At 49.9% G+C, this 17,419-nt stretch carries 14 protein-coding genes; 10 read left to right on the top strand and 4 right to left on the bottom strand.

Annotated features, from left to right (window positions below):
• Window positions 1-31: 31 nt before the first annotated feature.
• The 3 genes from malQ (at window position 32) to ACYVAD_RS24755 (ending at window position 5,513) form a co-directional block, all read left to right on the top strand.
• Window positions 32-1,621 (top strand): 4-alpha-glucanotransferase, encoded by a 1,590-nt coding sequence (gene malQ / locus ACYVAD_RS24765; protein ID WP_461142231.1) that lies wholly within the window; start codon window positions 32-34, stop codon window positions 1,619-1,621.
• 61 nt (window positions 1,622-1,682) lie between these two features.
• Window positions 1,683-4,733 carry a tetratricopeptide repeat protein gene (locus tag ACYVAD_RS24760; protein WP_461142230.1) on the top strand — a complete coding sequence of 1,017 codons (3,051 nt, stop codon included), beginning with the start codon at window positions 1,683-1,685 and terminating at the stop codon, window positions 4,731-4,733.
• Between the two features lie 48 nt (window positions 4,734-4,781).
• Window positions 4,782-5,513, top strand: coding sequence for an ABC transporter ATP-binding protein (locus ACYVAD_RS24755; protein ID WP_461142229.1), 732 nt, complete (start codon window positions 4,782-4,784; stop codon window positions 5,511-5,513).
• A gap of 196 nt (window positions 5,514-5,709) precedes the next feature.
• Here the strand turns inward: ACYVAD_RS24755 and ACYVAD_RS24750 are convergent, their stop codons facing one another.
• Complete coding sequence (locus ACYVAD_RS24750; RefSeq protein WP_461142228.1) at window positions 5,710-5,949, bottom strand: hypothetical protein; 240 nt, start codon at window positions 5,947-5,949, stop codon at window positions 5,710-5,712.
• Between the two features lie 526 nt (window positions 5,950-6,475).
• On the opposite strand from ACYVAD_RS24750, the gene ACYVAD_RS24745 reads away from it, so the two are divergent.
• Window positions 6,476-6,790, top strand: coding sequence for a LytTR family DNA-binding domain-containing protein (locus tag ACYVAD_RS24745; protein WP_461142227.1), 315 nt, complete (start codon window positions 6,476-6,478; stop codon window positions 6,788-6,790).
• Between the two features lie 8 nt (window positions 6,791-6,798).
• Here the strand turns inward: ACYVAD_RS24745 and ACYVAD_RS24740 are convergent, their stop codons facing one another.
• Window positions 6,799-7,098: a hypothetical protein gene (locus ACYVAD_RS24740; RefSeq protein ID WP_461142226.1), complete on the bottom strand. Its 300-nt coding sequence runs from the start codon at window positions 7,096-7,098 to the stop codon at window positions 6,799-6,801.
• Window positions 7,099-7,357: 259 nt separating this feature from the next.
• Window positions 7,358-7,933 (bottom strand): peptide-methionine (S)-S-oxide reductase MsrA, encoded by a 576-nt coding sequence (gene msrA, locus ACYVAD_RS24735; RefSeq protein ID WP_461142339.1) that lies wholly within the window; start codon window positions 7,931-7,933, stop codon window positions 7,358-7,360.
• Window positions 7,934-8,116: 183 nt separating this feature from the next.
• On the opposite strand from msrA, the gene ACYVAD_RS24730 reads away from it, so the two are divergent.
• From ACYVAD_RS24730 to ACYVAD_RS24715, 4 genes are all read left to right on the top strand, one after another.
• Window positions 8,117-8,998, top strand: a complete 882-nt coding sequence (locus ACYVAD_RS24730) for a PPK2 family polyphosphate kinase (protein ID WP_461142225.1) — start codon at window positions 8,117-8,119, stop codon at window positions 8,996-8,998.
• A gap of 45 nt (window positions 8,999-9,043) precedes the next feature.
• A complete protein-coding gene (locus ACYVAD_RS24725; protein WP_461142224.1) occupies window positions 9,044-9,922 on the top strand; it encodes a PPK2 family polyphosphate kinase in 879 nt (292 codons plus the stop codon).
• A gap of 154 nt (window positions 9,923-10,076) precedes the next feature.
• Window positions 10,077-12,419: a TonB-dependent receptor gene (locus ACYVAD_RS24720; protein ID WP_461142338.1), complete on the top strand. Its 2,343-nt coding sequence runs from the start codon at window positions 10,077-10,079 to the stop codon at window positions 12,417-12,419.
• Between the two features lie 13 nt (window positions 12,420-12,432).
• Window positions 12,433-13,329 (top strand): DUF4249 domain-containing protein, encoded by an 897-nt coding sequence (locus ACYVAD_RS24715; RefSeq protein WP_461142223.1) that lies wholly within the window; start codon window positions 12,433-12,435, stop codon window positions 13,327-13,329.
• A gap of 28 nt (window positions 13,330-13,357) precedes the next feature.
• Here ACYVAD_RS24715 and ACYVAD_RS24710 read toward each other — a convergent pair whose 3' ends face one another.
• Entirely contained in the window at window positions 13,358-14,896 is a 1,539-nt protein-coding gene (locus tag ACYVAD_RS24710; protein ID WP_461142222.1) for an oligosaccharide flippase family protein, read from the bottom strand.
• A gap of 160 nt (window positions 14,897-15,056) precedes the next feature.
• Here ACYVAD_RS24710 and purH point away from each other — a divergent pair, with 160 nt between their 5' ends.
• Window positions 15,057-16,619 (top strand): bifunctional phosphoribosylaminoimidazolecarboxamide formyltransferase/IMP cyclohydrolase, encoded by a 1,563-nt coding sequence (gene purH, locus ACYVAD_RS24705; protein WP_461142337.1) that lies wholly within the window; start codon window positions 15,057-15,059, stop codon window positions 16,617-16,619.
• Window positions 16,619-17,353 (top strand): lysophospholipid acyltransferase family protein, encoded by a 735-nt coding sequence (locus tag ACYVAD_RS24700; RefSeq protein WP_461142221.1) that lies wholly within the window; start codon window positions 16,619-16,621, stop codon window positions 17,351-17,353. The genes purH and ACYVAD_RS24700 overlap by 1 nt, the downstream gene beginning before the upstream one ends.
• Window positions 17,354-17,419 lie beyond the last annotated feature (66 nt).

Raw genomic sequence — 17,419 nt, 5'->3', positions numbered from 1 at the left:
CCATATATTATCTACTCAACGGCCTGATTAAATGCTTCAACAACGTTCGAGCGGTTTGCTGCTCCATATTACGTCTCTTCCATCAGCGCACGGCGTTGGCGATCTTGGTCCTGAGGCATACCGCTTTGCTGATTTTCTGGCTGCCTCGGGGCAGACCTACTGGCAAATCCTCCCGCTAACGCCCGTTGATCCAGGTTCGGGCTTCTCACCATACAGTAGTCCGTCCGCGTTTGCGGGGAACACGCTGATGATCAGTCTGGAAAAGCTGGTTGAAGAAGGGTTTTTGACACAGGACGATCTGGAAGCTCTAAGTGAGCAGCCTGTGCTGGACGTAACGATAACGGAGCGCCCAGCAACGATTGATGACTCATCGAGTACTGAGTCTGTGTTGGCGGGACCATTAACGATGGCGCCTTCTACCATGCACGCGGCCTGGATCAAAAAACGTCCGCTCCTGAAGCTAGCTGCCGAAACGTTTTTGCGCGAAGCTACGGTTGCTCAGCGGAGCGATTATGAACGCTTTTGCAATTGGCAGGCGGATTGGCTGGACGACTATGCCTTGTTTACGGCTTTGCAGGAAGTTACGCACGAACCCTTCTGGCTACGCTGGCCCGATGAAATAAAACGCCGGGACCCGGACGAAATGGAGCGTCAGAAAAACACGCTTCAGGATCAGATTGAAGAAACTAAAGTACTCCAGTACTTTTTTCTGCGACAGTGGAACGAGTTGGTCGCCTACTGCTACACCCGGAAAATTCATATCATTGGCGATATTCCAATCTACGTACAGCTAAATAGCGCCGATGTCTGGGGTAATCCCACTCTGTTCAAACTGGACGACGATTTTCAGCCTTTGTTCGTAGCTGGCGCTCCGCCTGATTACTTTAGTGAATACGGCCAGCGCTGGGGAAATCCGATTTACGACTGGGAGGAACACGAGCGGACTGGGTTTGCCTGGTGGATGCGCCGAATGCGGCATCAAATGTCACTGTACAGTCTGACCCGGCTGGACCATTTCCTGGGGTTTGCTGTCTATTGGGAGATTCCGGCCAGTGAGCCGACGGCTAAAGTAGGGGCGTGGATCAAAGCGCCTATTGAATCGTTTATGCATGCCATGTACCGTCAGTTTGTTCAGTTGCCGATTATCGCTGAGGACCTGGGTGCCCGCACCAGCGATGTACAGCCGCACCTGAAGCATTACGGTATACCGGGTATGCGGGTTGTCCAGTTCGGTTTCGGAAAAGACATGCCAACTTCGACTTACGCCGTGCACAACCACATTGAAAATACGGTTGTATACTCAGGAACGCACGATAATAATACCACACTGGGCTGGTTCAACGAGGCCGATGAGGAGTTACGGGAAAATATCAATGAATATCTCGGCTTTACGGTGACAGCCGATAATGTCGTTGATCAGATATGCCGCTTGACCATGCAGTCGGTTAGTCGACTGGCTATTCTGCCAATTCAGGACGTACTAAAGCTCGACGAAACAAACCGGATGAACACCCCCGGTCTGGGTGGGCGGAGCTGGCAGTGGCGTCTGCAACCTGATCAATTAACCGACGAAGTAGCGCAGAATTTGCTGAAACTTACCCGGATGACGGGGCGAGGATAAGCAAATTGACGCGTTGCTGTAAATGGAGGCACTAACCCGCCGTCAACGTCGTTTCCCCTTCATGTCATCGTTACTATTCTGGAAAGAATGGAGCCGGTCTTACCGGCTCCTGTATTTATTTGGTCTTGGCCTCACCATACTTGCCTTTTCTCTGTTCATTATAGCCTGGTCACGCGGGTTACAGAACGTAATTGACTGGAACGTTCTGAGTGAATTAATCGACCTGCCGATTACGCTTGATTCCTTTTCCGACGGCTTGATCAATTACTCAGTCAGTGGAAAAGCGTACGCAATTTCCGAGCAGTTTCTGGCATCACCCATGCAGGTGAACCCGATGATGGCAACAGGCTTACTGACAAGCCTGGGGATTGCTTTTGTCTTAATCATGAGTGCTATTACCCGTTTTGATCGGCTACGTTACTTAGTTAGTATGGCCGTATTAATTCTGGGAATGGCTTTCTTCCGGTGGGAAATGCTTGAGGTGCCAGGCCTGGGTGGCAACTATTTATTTTTGCTTCTGCTCTTCCTGTTTGGCTCCTTGAGCTATTATTTCCACGCCTTCCGCCCCGACATCGAAATTCCAGCCCGTATTGGCCTGTTCGCCGTGTTAACAGCCTTAGTCGCCGTAGGTGTATGGGTTCTGTCGCCCGTTACGTATCCGGCCCTGCTCATTGTCAGCTACGGAATGCCGACGTTGCTGGCGTTTAGCGTTGGCTTTATCTTTTTCATCGCTCCTGAAGTGATTGCGGGTCTAGTCTGGTTAACATCCGTTGGCCGACAGGAGGATGACGATGCGAGTTCTCGGCGCACATTAGGAGTCAATAATCTACTGATCATTAGTTTGCTCTATCTGGTGAACCTGACGTTGATTTGGCTGAAAAACACCCGGTCAATTGATTGGGATCTGCTGGCTATTAGTCCGTTTGTGTTATACCTGGTTACTGTCGTTCTGGGCTTTTGGGGCTTCCAGCGACTGCTTCAGCAGCAGGAGGTCGTTTCGTTCAGGGACGCAGGGGCTTTCCTGTATCTCGGCCTGGCGATCATAGCGACCTTGACGATGACGTACTCGTTTGTGACGGCGAACGATCCACTGGTCGAGCTGTTCGAAGACGCTATTGTCTACACCCAGCTGGCAATGGGTGTGTTTTTCCTGATTTACGTAGTCATCAATTTCTGGCCCATTTATCAACAAAACTTGCCAGTCCATCGGGTGCTCTATAAGCCAAAACGCCTGGAGTTGATCCTCTTCCGAATTATGGGGGTCGTTGGCGTGGCGGTTTTAGTCTCAACTGGTGGTTTGGTCGCGTTGCGGCAGGGCGTTGCCGGGTATTTTAACGGTTTAGGCGATCTGTACACCGCAACTGGCGAACGGCTGTCGGCTACTGCTTTTTACCAGAAGGCGGTTGAACAGGAGTTTCAGAACCATAAATCCAATTATGCCCTGGCTTCTGAAGCGATGAAAGAAGGCAACCAGACTACAGCCGCCTTTTACTTCCAGCAGGCACTCCTGAAACAGCCCTGCCCCCAGGATTACGCAGGGTTGAGTCAGACTTATTTACAAACGGATTTATTCTTCGAAGCTATCAAGGCGCTGCAACGGGGCGTCCGGGCTTTCCCGGATAACGGCGAGTTACGTAATAATTTAGGCTACCTATACGCCCGAACGAGCGTCGCAGACTCCGCCTATTACTATTTCAAATCGGCAGTGGGTATAACTCATCAGGACGATGTACCGGAATCAAACCTGCTGGGCTTTTATGCCCGTAATCCCAAATTGCTAGCCGCCGATTCCAGCCTGGTTCAGCAGACGCGTGAAACGACGTACGAATCCTACCAGGCGAATGCGCTGGCGTTACGGCTGATTTTAGGGAAGAATACAGCAGCAACCGATGCTAGTCAGCCCAATCGGCCAGCCTGGTTTGCTGATACAACCGTAGGAAGCTTGGGAGCCGGGCGTTTTGCCAGCTTGTACAACTACGCGTTGGCGAACCAGCAAGCCGACAGCAGCCTGACAAAAATGATTCGGCAATACCTAGCTAATCCGGTTAACCAGGAGCTGGCCGACGATCTGCTGCTGGCGCAGGCTGCCACCGATTATAAAAATCATAAGCCCTCGGCGGCCTTTGATGTGCTCGAGCAACTGGCTAACGACGATCAGGTGAGTAGTAGCTCATACCGATCCGTTGCTGGACTCTGGCTGCTCGAACAAGGGCTCTACCGACAGGCAGCAGAGATGTTTGGGCGAAACTCGGATACAACGTCGATTTATTATCGGGCTATGGCCTTGACTAAAGCCGCTGCGGAAAACCTGGCGATCAATACAAAGACGCTGGACGAAGCGCGCCCGTTTTGGGTGGCTGCCTCGGCAAAAGACCCGGCGCTGGAGTCCATTCGCCAGGTTCTGTATAAAGAACGATTGCCCGAAACAGATTTTGAACGATCTTTTTACGCTATCTACCGACTCGATGATGCAAACCGGGGGCGCTATTGGGATATGGTCAACGATCCTTCGCAGAAGACGATTGCGGGTGTTGCACTGATGAATGACTACCTGAATCAATTACAATGGCGAAACGCTCAGCTTATTTTATCTGGATTGCCCGACTCGAGCAAAATTAGCCCCATTGCTAGTTCATTGCAGACGGTTGCTGCTATTCGGTTAGCGGCCTTCCGGCGCAGTGTGGGAGCAGCCGAACGGATGGCGAAACGGGGGATTCTTTCCACACTCAACGCCCAGCGAGCCTACTGGCTCGGGCAGACCTACGAGCGAACCAGGCAGTTTGGAAAGGCCATGAACGCGTATGAACAAGCGTATGCAGTAGCTCCGTTGGATGCCAGCGTAGTTTCGGCAACGGCGCAGTTGCTTCGTCAGCAGAAACAGATCAATAAAGCCTATAACATGATAACAGCGGCCTTGCCCTTTAACGAGGACAAGCCTGAACTGCTGAAAACGTATGTGTTGCTTTGCTTGGACCGCAGCTTGTTCGAATACGCAGAAAATGGCCTGACTATGCTGGCGGTAGCCTCGCCTACCGACTATCAGGCATTTCTGCCGACTTATCAGCAGAAATTGACAGCCGTCGAAAACAGTAAAGCCAAGTTTTTCGAATGACGTATTTTTGGCGTATACTGCTTCCTAATTCGCCCTTGTATTACGTCTATGAACATTATTGAAACCCGCCAGATTGCAAAACGGTACGTTATGGGTACCGAAGTTGTCGACGCGCTCAAGTCTATTTCGATCAGCGTGCAAAAAGGGGAGTACGTAGCGTTCATGGGCCCTTCCGGATCGGGCAAATCGACGCTTATGAATATTGTCGGTTGTCTGGATTCGCCCACGTCGGGGCAGTACATTCTGAATGACCAGGATGTGAGCAGCATGGGGGAGAATGAACTGGCGGAGGTACGTAACAAAGAGATTGGTTTCGTCTTTCAGACGTTTAATCTGCTTCCCCGGCAGACATCGCTGGAGAACGTAGCGCTGCCGTTGATCTACGCGGGATACAGCAAGGCCGATCGAACTGAGAAAGCTATGCAGGCTCTGCAAAGTGTTGGCTTGGAAAAACGGGCGGGCCACCGTCCAAACGAGCTCTCCGGGGGGCAGCGGCAGCGTGTTGCAGTAGCAAGAGCGCTGGTCAATGATCCAAGTATTCTGCTGGCTGACGAACCGACGGGGAATCTCGATACCAAAACGTCCTACGAGATCATGGATCTGTTTGACCAGATTCATAGCAAAGGCAATACGGTGATTATGGTAACGCACGAAGAGGACATCGCCGAGTATGCACACCGAATCGTCCGTCTGCGTGATGGATTGATCGAAACCGATCGTGCCAATACGAATATCCGCAAGGCAAACGTCCTGATGCAGACCGTTAAAGCTGCCGAGTAAAAACTAATCTTGACGATATCGGCACTAGTATCGGCTTCAACTAATAATTGACTTGGCTCTAAAACGCCAAAGCCCATCAGGGGATCCAGGTCCACTTGATGGGCTTTGGGGGCTCAACGGTATGCACGTTGAGTTGATACTTGATAGGGATGATCGTGTTATCTTAATAAACAGTCATCCAGAAAATAAACAGAGTTTAAACCGTCTGTTCTTCGCCGACTGAATGCCCTAATTTCTCGAGAACAGCTTCAGCAAAGGCAACTTTATCCGACTTGCGGTAATTCTCCACATGGTCAATACCAGATGGTGGGCTGAAGTTCTTACTTACCTGCTGGCAGGCTCCCCACAATTTTGGATTCAATTTGATTTTATACTGGCGAATGGGAGTGTCGGCCCCAAACCACAGGTTAATGATGTTACTTACTGTCGCTTTCATGGAATTGTGCTGAATGAACCGTACTAGTCTTTGCTAAAGCAAAAAGATGATGCATATTTAACTATACAATTAAAAAATTGTAAGTAATTTATTTGAAAATTTTTAAATGGACAAAATTAGTCATATCCAGTTTTATCTAGCTAAAACGATAGATGACTGATTTTATTCGATATTGATTCAAGTGAGCAATTTTGCTGCCATGTCTTTATATCAAGCAGCTGATTAACTAATGTAGCTAACACATTGTCAGGCTCATACCCATTAAAGTATGCTTAAAATGAAGCTAGAGGACATTTGGTCGCTCTTGAATCCGCTGAGCCTGTAACAAACCTAAAAGACGAATTGACGCCAAAAACCGAGTTAATGGCCAATTCGTAATCATATGAAAGGCATGGTGACCACCCCGAAAGTAACTAACTGAAAGGTCGCAGATCAGTAAGCAGAGACTGTGAGGATGCGTAGGAGAACAGTAGAATCTACTTAATCTTCATTTACGTATATGTTGTAGAGAACACACAACAACAACATGAAGCGTATTCGATTAATTGAAGAAGCAAACAGGATTACCCATCTCTCTGGCGAAGCAAATTATACCCGAATCCATATGGCGAGCGCTCCAGACATGATCGTCTGTAAGACACTGAGTATGTGCGTGGATGAATTGCCCGGGTTTCTGCGAATTCATAAAAAATACGCGATTAATCCGAAGTTTTTTCAGAAAGCAATTTTAGTCGATAATAAAACCGCGAATGTACTGGTCAGTGATAAACTACTACCAATCAGTCGTCGACGCTTGAAAGAAGTGCTGGCCGATTTATGGCGGCTCAGTTCGATGAATTGACGGGTGCTTTAGATGCCTTTACTGCGAAAAACCATTTCGCTGACATAAGCCATATTATCGTCCCGCTTGATCGCTAATTCAGGATTAGCAATTTCGTATTCAACCAGGCTGGATTTACCTGTATCAGTGATGACATACCCAATGTGATCACCACGATCAATCAGATTGATCAACCCGTTGGCAAACAAGAACTCGATGTAGCCATTGACTAAGTCATGACCGAAGCCTGTGCGGGGCAGTAACTGATCGAACGTTGCTTGCCGGCGCATAGCTGCCAATGTATTGTACTGACCAAAAGTAAGGGTCATGACTTGACTGAACTAAATGTATCTACGAGATAGACGTTCAGAATGGAGGAAGCGAACTCGGCTGAGAATCCGCTATTTACGCAAGCTGAACAACATTTTGAGTCATAATAAAGGAATTGGTCACGAAAAGGCAGAAAGAATTTAGGTAAAATCTATATGGTGAGTCGATCAATTGGTAATTCGTCTGGTTGCCCATACCACATTTCTATAATGCAAAAAGCCTCGTAACGAGGCTTTTTGCATTATAGAAATCCTATGATCAGTGGCTAACAGAGGCCGTTGACGACTTTAGTTTCTCTTTGAAAACCTTTTTGAATTTGTCCAGTTTCGGAGCAATCACAAAGGCACAGTACCCTTGATTAGGGTTGTTGGCAAAATAGCTCTGGTGATACGCTTCAGCTTCGTAAAACGTGGTTGCCGGGCTGATTTCTGTCACAATTGGATTGGCATAAGCCCCTGCCTTATTCAACTCGTCTTTCGCCGTCTGAGCCAATTGCTTCTGTTCGTCGTTGTGATAAAAAACAACCGAACGATACTGCGTACCTACATCGGCTCCCTGACGGTTCAGTGTAGTTGGATCATGGCTCCGAAAAAAAGCTTCCAGCAGCTCCTGATACGTAATCTTGCTGGGGTCGTACGTAACCTCAACGCATTCGGCATGTCCGGTCGTGCCGGTACACACTTCTTTATAGGTTGGGTTCGCTTTCTGTCCACCTTCGTAACCCGACACGGCATCAATAACACCGTCGAGCGATTCGTACAGAGCTTCTGTGCACCAGAAGCAGCCAGTACCAAAGGTTGCTTTTTCTAGTTTGACTGATTGATTTGTTGTCATACGGATGGAGTGATTCTGAACAACTGGCTGTGGCTGCTCTGACGAGCCAAAGAAAGACAGTAGAGCAGTCGTCAACATGGTAAGCTGCTGGCGGAGCACGGTTGCAACCATTAGGGTTATTTATAGTTGATGATTCATCCATAGAACATAATCAATCTGCGTAAAGTTTGCGCGATACTGCCTGTGAAAGACTTTAAAACAGACCGCTTCCGGTACGACGGAACAGAAAAGCTGACGATTGAAAAAGCTCCCACCAAAGTTGACGACTTGTACAAAAGCTCGGACGAATACGAGGAACTGCTCCGGCAGCAGGCAGCCGAAATTGATAAGCTTCAGAATAAACTATACGCGCATAATCGGTTTGGTCTGCTGGTGATTTTTCAGGCCCTGGACGCGGCCGGAAAAGACGGAACGATTCAGCACGTATTTACTGGGACGAATCCCGTTGGGGTCACCGTCGCATCTTTTAAGCGGCCAACCGACGAGGAACTGGATCATGACTTTCTCTGGCGCAGTTGGCGTGAACTCCCTGAACGGGGAAAAATCGGTGTTTTTAACCGGTCATACTATGAAGAAACGCTGGTAACCAGAGTCCATCCGGAGATTCTGACGCAAAGTCAGCGCCTGCCCGAAAAATCGACGGAGGATTTGGACAAGCTGTTCAAACACCGTTTCAAGGCTATCCGGGCGATGGAAAAATACCTTTGTCAAAATGGATTCCCGACGGTGAAGTTCTTTTTGCACGTATCCAAAGCGGAACAGGCCGACCGGCTTATTGCCCGGATACAGGATCCGGAGAAAAACTGGAAGTTTGACGAAGGCGATGTGAAAGAACGTAATTTCTGGAAGGAGTATCAGAAAGCGTACGAGGACACGATTAACGAAACCGCCCGGAAGCAGGCGCCGTGGTACGTCATTCCTGCCGACGATAAAAAGAATATGCGTCTGCTGGTCGGCCGGGTATTGATCGAGGAATTAAAGAAATTACCTGTATCAGAAGCTAAACCAGATCAGGATCGTTTCGATGAATTGCAAAAGCTAATCGACGTCATCAACAACCAATAGCTTATTCACGGTCGTAGCCTCCGGGTGGAGGCCACGACACTCACTATGAAATTTACTTCGAAGTCATTTCGGTACGATGGTAGTAAGCCATTCTCTTCGGCTGGTACGCCAACGTTAATTGATCCATTGTATAAAGACGAGGCTGATTTCAACCAGCAATTGAATGACCTATCAGCTCGTATGGATCAGGCGCAGAACGTCATGCACGCCGACGGGAAATATGGCCTGCTGGTCGTTTTTCAGGCAATGGATGCGGCTGGAAAGGATAGTAGTATCCGGCGGGTATTTCGGGGCGTCAACCCGTCACGATTTCAAATGGCACCGTTTAAAAAACCGGAGAAAGGCGACTTAAAGCATGATTTTCTCCGTCGATTTTGGCAACAGCTACCCGAGCGGGGTATTATTGGCGTGTTCAATCGCTCCTACTACGAAGAAGTGCTGACGTTGCGGGTTCATCCTGAACAACTACAAGCACAGTCGATTCCAGAAACACTGCTCCCCAAAGATACTGAAGTGCTGTGGGAACAGCGTTTTGGTGATATTGCCCATTTTGAGGATTATCTGTACCGAAATGGGTTCCCGATCATTAAGTTCTATTTGCACGTCGATAAGAAGGAGCAGGGGAAACGGCTGATCGCTCGCTTGGAGGATGGCGAGAAGCAATGGAAGCTGAGCGAGAGCGATTTGAAAGAACGGGAATCCTGGTCCGACTACATGCAAGCCTACGAAGACACAATCAACCAGACAGCAACCCGCAACTGTCCCTGGTATGTTATTCCCAGTGACGACCGGACTAACCAACAGTTACTTATCGCCCGAATTTTGACGGAGTGGCTGGAGTCGCTGCCGGTTGAATTTCCTAAAACGGAGGCAAAAGAGGCCAAAAGCCAGATTGCTACGATTAAGAAGCAGGATGCTGAGTAGCCAGATTGGTTGCTGATTTGGTGAACGCAATGAGATGAGGTAAGACCATTCATCCCTTTATCTGTCTGGTTCGGCGTGCCTATACGTAGCTTTGCGCCATAATGCTGGCTAGATGAGAAACTTTATTTTACTGGGTCTACTGTTGTTACTCCGAATGAGCGTGGTAGCACAGATAACACAGCCGCGAACGATTAGTGGCTACGTAAAAGATGCTGCCGACGGCGAGGGCTTAATCGGCGTGTCTGTTTACGCGCGGGAAGCCAAGACGGGTACCGTTACTAACAATTACGGCTTTTTTTCGGTGACGGTTCCTGCGGGTACTTATACGCTTAGTATTACGTACGTAGGGTATGCCGCCCAGACAAAGACCGTAACGTTAACCGACCAGAACGTACGACTGAACGTTGAACTACAGGAAGAAGGAAAACAACTGCAGGAGGTGGTTGTATCGACCAGACGAGAGGACGATAACGTCAAGAACATCGAAATGAGCGTCAACCGGATTGACGTGAAGACGTTACAACGAATTCCGGCGCTGCTGGGTGAAGTGGACGTGGTACGTAGTATTCAGCTTCTGCCAGGCGTGTCGACGGTGGGCGAGGGGGCAACGGGTTTCAACGTCCGGGGGGGGAGCATCGATCAGAACCTGGTATTACTGGACGAGGCACCCGTGTATAACTCGTCGCACCTGTTTGGCTTCTTCTCTGTCTTTAATCCCGACGCGGTCAAGGACGTAAAACTGATCAAAGGGGGGATTCCAGCGAATTATGGCGGTCGGATTTCGTCGATTCTGGACGTACGGCTAAAGGAGGGAAACGCCAAGAAACCAGAACTGAACGGCGGTATTGGTTTGATCTTTAGTCGGCTGTCCTACGAGCGGCCCGTATTCAAAGGAAAGGGCTCGTTCATCATTGCCGGTCGCCGGTCGTATGCCGATGTTTTGGCGCAACCTTTTCTCAACAAAGATTTACGCGGTTCCCGGTTTTACTTCTACGACCTGACACTGAAAGGCAATTACCAGATCAATAGCAAGAATACCCTCTACCTGTCTGGTTATCTGGGACGGGACGTATTCGGCGCTGATTTTGGTTTCAATTGGGGGAATACAACCGTATCGACCCGCTGGAACCACGTATTTAGCGACAAGCTGTTTCTGAACACAACGGCCTATTATAGCAATTACGACTACTCGCTCGATAGTGACCTGAAAGGCAAACGGCCCACCGACTTCTTCCGGACCAACTCGCGCATTATTGACTACAGCATTAAACCAGACTTCACGCTTTTCCTCGGTAAGAACACGATTACGTTCGGTGGGCAGAGTATGCTGCACAACTTCCAGCCAGGAACCGCTACTGCCGCCAGTGCCGGCTCTATTCGGACGTTTGGCCTGGCGAACAAATATGCGCTGGAAAATGCTCTGTATTTGGGCAACGAGCAGCAGCTGACCCCCAAACTGCAATTGCAGTACGGCCTGCGCTATTCGTTGTTCAACTACATTGGTCCTGGAGAAGCGTATACACTGGCGACCGACGGCCCTGTTGGGAAGACACGGGCTCTCACGGCTGTTCGGACATATAGCCGGGGCGAAAATATTCAGACCTATGGTAACTGGGAGCCGCGTTTCTCGGCGAAGTACGAACTGGGAGGAAACAGCTCGCTGAAAGCTAGTTACAATCGGCTGGCGCAGTACGTTCACCTGATTTCGAACACGACGGCGTCGACGCCCCTAGACGTCTGGACGCCATCAACGAACAATATAAAGCCACAGATCGCTGATCAGATCGCGGGAGGATATTTCAAAAATTTTGGTCGGCGAGGCAGCGAGTTCGAAGCGTCGGTAGAGGTGTATTACAAGTGGCTTCAGAACCAGATTGACTACATCGATGGTGCGAGTCTCATCCTGAACCGATATTTAGAAGCTGATTTGCTGGCGGGCAAAGGGCGTGCTTACGGGGCTGAGTTTTTCCTTAAACGAACGACGGGTGTCGTAAATGGCTGGGTCAGTTACACGCTGGCCAGAACCGAACGCCAGGTGGCAGGAATCAATAATGGAAACTGGTATCCAAATCGCTTCGATAAGCTTCATACGCTGACCTCGGTGCTGTTGTTCGACCCGCCCGCTCGTGGCAACGGATTGGCCAATCGCTGGAATTTCTCGGCCACATTCACACTGGCCAGCGGCACACCCGCTACGTTCCCGACAAACCGCTTCGAGTTTCAGGACTTCGCGCCAGGTATAGTAAACGGACGTAACAACTACCGGATTCCGGCCTACCACCGGCTCGATCTGGCGGCTACGTTGCAGGGACGGAAGCGCACGGGTAAACGTAAGGATGATAACTGGGTGTTTTCGGTGTACAACGTCTACGCCCGCAAGAATCCGTTCTCGGTGTATTTCCAGCCAAATGTTGACAACCCACGGGTGACGCAGGCCATTCGGTATTCGGTCTTTGCGACGGCTATTCCTTCCGTTACGTACAATTTTAAATTCTAACGAATCCTTCGTTATGAAGCCAATTCAACTGATTTTCCTATTCGTCCTGTTGCTGACTGGTATTAGTAGCTGTACAACCGTTATCGATGCAAAGCTGGACGACGGCCCATCCCAGCTATCGGTAGATGGCCTTATCACTGATCAGCCGGGACCGCAGCGAATTCGCCTGACGCAGACAGCGGCTTACTTCGATAATAGCCCCCCGCCCATCGTGTCGGGTGCAACAGTGGTTGTGACCGATGATCGGGGAAACCGCTACAATTTTATGGATGATGATAACGACGGTTATTACGTCTGGTCGGGTAACACCAGAGATACACTGGGTCATATTGGCCGGACCTATAGCCTTAGTATTAGTTTCAGCAACGAGAGTTACCAAGCCAGTGGAAAGATGAACCGCGTCCCAACCGTCGACTCGCTGGTGTTTAGACGGGAAAAGCTCAATCCTATCTCAAATCAGGAAGGGTACCGGGCCGAATTTTACGCCAATGATTTCCCCGGTGCAATGGACTACTACCGTATTCGATACTACCGGAACGATACGCTCCAGAACAGAACCCGGGACATCAGAGTCGTGCAGAACGCGGCCTTCCAGGGTAGCGCCGACACGGATGGATTGCTGTTTATTCGTCCCCTTCGTCAGGCTGTAAATCCGGATAGCCTGTATAAATTAAATGATCGGGTTCGGGTTGAAATTCAATCACTAACGCCGGATGCGTTTTCGTTCTGGCAATTGCTACGCACGGAGTTAGGTAACGGTGGTCTGTTTGCGACGCCCCCGGCCAATGTACCAACCAATATCATCAACATAAATCCGAACGGCCGTAAGGCAACCGGATTTTTTCAGGTATCAGCCGTCCGAAGCCGACAGGTACAAGTCGTTGCTGAAAATATACGTCCTGCAAACTAGATTCGAACTAGATTCGACCAAGGTGCATCTAATCGTTGTTGACTGGCTTCCTACCGCGATTGCGATACCGCTGTAGGGCTGGCTGGAACGTATCGCGCTCGATAAACAGGATTGCGACGAAGAATAAGCCAAGTAAGGCCGTATGTACGGGAATCGACACCCACAGATCGGCGATGGGAAATTGTAGGGATAGGTAGATTAGCAGCCCCGCGCCGATGATGTAGCCCGCGGCCGATTTGAGGTGATAAGGTACGGGGTAGTATTTCTCGCCCAGAACGTAGCAGAGTGCCATCATCACAAAGCTTGAGGTAAGAAACGCTACGGCACAGCCCATGTAACCCATTATCGGAATCAGCAGGATATTCAAGCCGATGGTAACTGCCGCACCGATGACGGTAATCAGGGTGCCGAACTGCGTCTTATCGCTGAGCTTGAACCAGAACGAGATGTTATAATAAACACCCAGAAACAGGTTTGCCAGCAAGAGTAAGGGAACGATAGATAAGCCCGGCCGGTAGGGTTTCGAAACCAGCAAGCCTACTACATCAAGGTTCAAACTGACGGTGACCCAAATCAGAACGCAGGCAATAATGAACCACTTCGTTACGTCAGCCAGGAGCTTGGGCGAGTTTTTGTCCTCGGCCCGTGAGAAGAAGAACGGATCGGCCGCGAACTTGAACGATTGAATGACCAGCGCCATGAAGACTGATAATTTTAGGCAGTTACCATAAATACCCAGCGCGTCCTTACTCGTTAGACCAGGATAAAATCCATCCGGAAGCCAGTATTGCAGAAATAATCGGTCGGTCATGGAATTGACCAAACCTGCCAGACTTGTCAGCATGAGTGGAAATGCGTACACCAGCATGACCCGAACCTCCGCCGGTTTAAGCCGGAACGTAAAGCCCGTAAAGGCATCGCGCAACAAAACAAAGTAGGTCAGGTTGCCAATCAAATTAGCCAGAATGATATAGCCCGGTCCAATGCTGGGATAATAGATCAGGTCGATGACTGGCTTAAGAAAGGTGAGGTACTTACCATTGTAAACGTCCCGGCAGAAGACCAGAAAGAATACATTAAGCAATACAACCATCACGATATTCGTAATTTTTGCCTGCACGAACCGCCGGGCTTTGTTCTCAACACGTAGCCGGGCGAACGGAATGGCCATGATGGCGTCGATGGCAACGAGTAGGGCAATCCAGATGACGGATAGTTCCTGGCCGGGGTAACCCATCCAATCGACCAACTGGGGCGTCAATACAATGATGAGCGACGTAAAGAACAAGCTGACAACCGAAACGATGCTAAGGGTTTCGCTAAATACCTGTAATCGGTCGTCGGGCCGACGAGCCGCAAAGCGAAAGAAAGCCGTTTCCAGTCCCAGCGTATAGACCGTCAGCAGAATAGCTACCCAACTGTAAAGCTCTACGTTGGAGGCCATCTTTTCAGGTCGGGTAAACACATACGTCTGAAGCGGAACCAGCACAAAGTTGAGCATGCGCCCCAGGATAGTGCTGATGCCATAGAGCGCCGTATCGCTGGCCAGTTTTTTAAAAGTACTCATCGAGGGAAAAATGCCCGTTGTGGTTCAGGCTGACAAAGTTAAGACCTTTGGTTATCTTTGCGGCTTCATTGGCGGCCGGACGGCTGCTGGCATAGTAAACTTGCTCACCAACGTAACCAATCCACGCCCTAGTCTAGTCGGCGCGGCTGGTTTAGATCGCATGGCACTTAAAATTTCCTCCGCGCTGATTTCCGTCTATTACAAAGATGGTCTCGAGCCGTTAGTCCAACTGCTGCACCAGCAGGGTGTTAAACTGTATTCGACGGGTGGTACCCAGACCTTCATCGAGCAACTGGGTATTCCAGTTACGGCCGTTGAAAATATTACGGGCTACCCATCCATCTTCGGTGGCCGCGTCAAAACGCTGCACCCGGCCGTTATGGGTGGTATTCTGTACCGGCGCGAATTGCCCGAAGATCTGGCGCAGGCCAAACGGCACGACATTCCTCCCATTGATCTGGTCATTGTCGATCTGTATCCGTTCGAAGAAACCGTTGCGTCGGGTGCTTCGGATGAGGACGTTATCGAGAAAATTGACATTGGTGGTATCTCCCTGATTCGGGCGGCTGCCAAGAATCACAAAGACGTCCTGATCGTGTCGTCGCGGGATCAGTACGCTGACATTGTTACGTTGCTGACCGAAAAAGAAGGCAGCACTGATCTGGCCGATCGTCGTCAGTACGCAGGCAAAGCGTTTGCCGTTACGTCCCACTACGACACGGCTATTCAGGGCTACTTTGCCCAAGAGTCTGCCGCACCTGCTAATACAGATTCAACGGACGTTACTGATTTCAAATCGCTGCCTACCAATCATCTGCGTTACGGCGAGAACCCGCATCAACAGGCTACGTTCTACGGCAACCTAGACGCCATGTTTGATAAACTGCATGGTAAAGAATTGTCGTACAACAACCTGGTCGATGTAGATGCCTGCGTCGGTCTGATTGACGAGTTTACGGACGAGTCTGCGGCTTTCGCAATTATCAAACATACCAACGCCTGCGGCATTGCGACGGCTCCTACGGCGAAAGAAGCCTACCTGAATGCACTTTCCTGCGATCCGGTATCGGCCTTTGGCGGGGTGGTGATCACCAACAAACCAGTTGATCTGGAAACGGCAGAGGAACTGAACAAGCTGTTCATGGAAATCCTGATTGCGCCCGAGTACGCACCCGAAGCACTGGACCTGCTGAAATCGAAGAAGAATCGGATCCTGCTGAAACGGAACGCCATTGCCCTGCCAACCATCATGTTCAAAACGATTTTGAACGGTGTGCTGGAACAGGACAAGGACAACGCTACCGAAACGGCCAGCCAGTTCACCACCGTTACGGAGAAAGCGCCAACCGATAGCGAGGTTCGGGCATTGGAGTTTGCGCTGAAAGTGTGCAAACACACTAAATCGAATACCATCATCCTGGCGAAAGAAGGGGGTACGGCCTACCGGCAGTTACTGGCGAGCGGTGTCGGGCAGACATCACGGGTAGATGCCCTGCGGCAGGCCATTGAAAAAGCGGGTTCGTTCGGTTTCGACCTGAATGGAGCTGTGATGGCGTCGGATGCGTTCTTCCCCTTCCCCGACTGTGTGGAGATTGCGGGCAACGCGGGTATTATGGCGGTCGTACAACCCGGCGGTTCTATTCGTGATAAAGATTCGATTGACTACTGCAACCAGCACGGCCTGGCGATGGTAACGACGGGCGTTCGGCACTTTAAGCACTAATGCAACTTCTGTATACCGGCTGGTGCGCGTTCTGGTTCATTACGCTGTATTTGATCCTGTTTCCTGTGCAGTTCATCTGTCTGCAACGGGAGAGATGGAAGCCAGCCGCGCATAAAATTAATGCCATCTGGGGGCGGTTGTTTTTTGCCATTGCAGGCATACCCATTCACGTTGACTACCGCTTTCGGATCGATCCGAAAGCGGTATATGTGTTTTGTGCCAATCACTTTTCGTACATGGATATTGCCGTGATGGGCGTGATTGTGGATAATTACTTTGCCTTCATCGGTAAAAGTGAAACCAAGCGTATTCCGCTGCTGGGGTATATGTTCGCCAAGCTGCACGTACAGGTGGATCGGGCGCAGGCCAAAAGCCGGGCATATTCATTGAACAAGAGTATTCGAACGCTGGCGGGTGGTCGCAGTATTATGATTTACCCGGAAGGAGGGATCAAACCACAGGAGCAGGAAAGTCCCCAGTTGCATCCGTTCAAGGACGGTGCGTTTATCATGGCGATTCAACAGCAGGTACCTATTGTACCGATTACGTTGTTAAGTAATTATAAGATCCTGCCGGATAAATCGCCGGTTCGGCTGCATCGCCACGCGCTCCGGGCCGTCGTACATGAGCCCATCGCCACCACTGGTATGACCCAGGACGACATCGAACGATTAAAGAAAGAAACATACGAAATTATAGATACAGAATTAATGAGTGAAAGAGTGAAAGAATGAAAGAGCGGTCTCCGGTAGGATTGCTCCCCATCGGCAAATCGCTCTTCCACCCTTTCACCCTTTCAC

This window comes from Spirosoma pomorum (genome assembly GCF_054776615.1).
The sequence above is the reverse complement of the archived record's forward strand: the minus strand, read 5'-3'. Positions and strand labels throughout refer to the sequence as shown.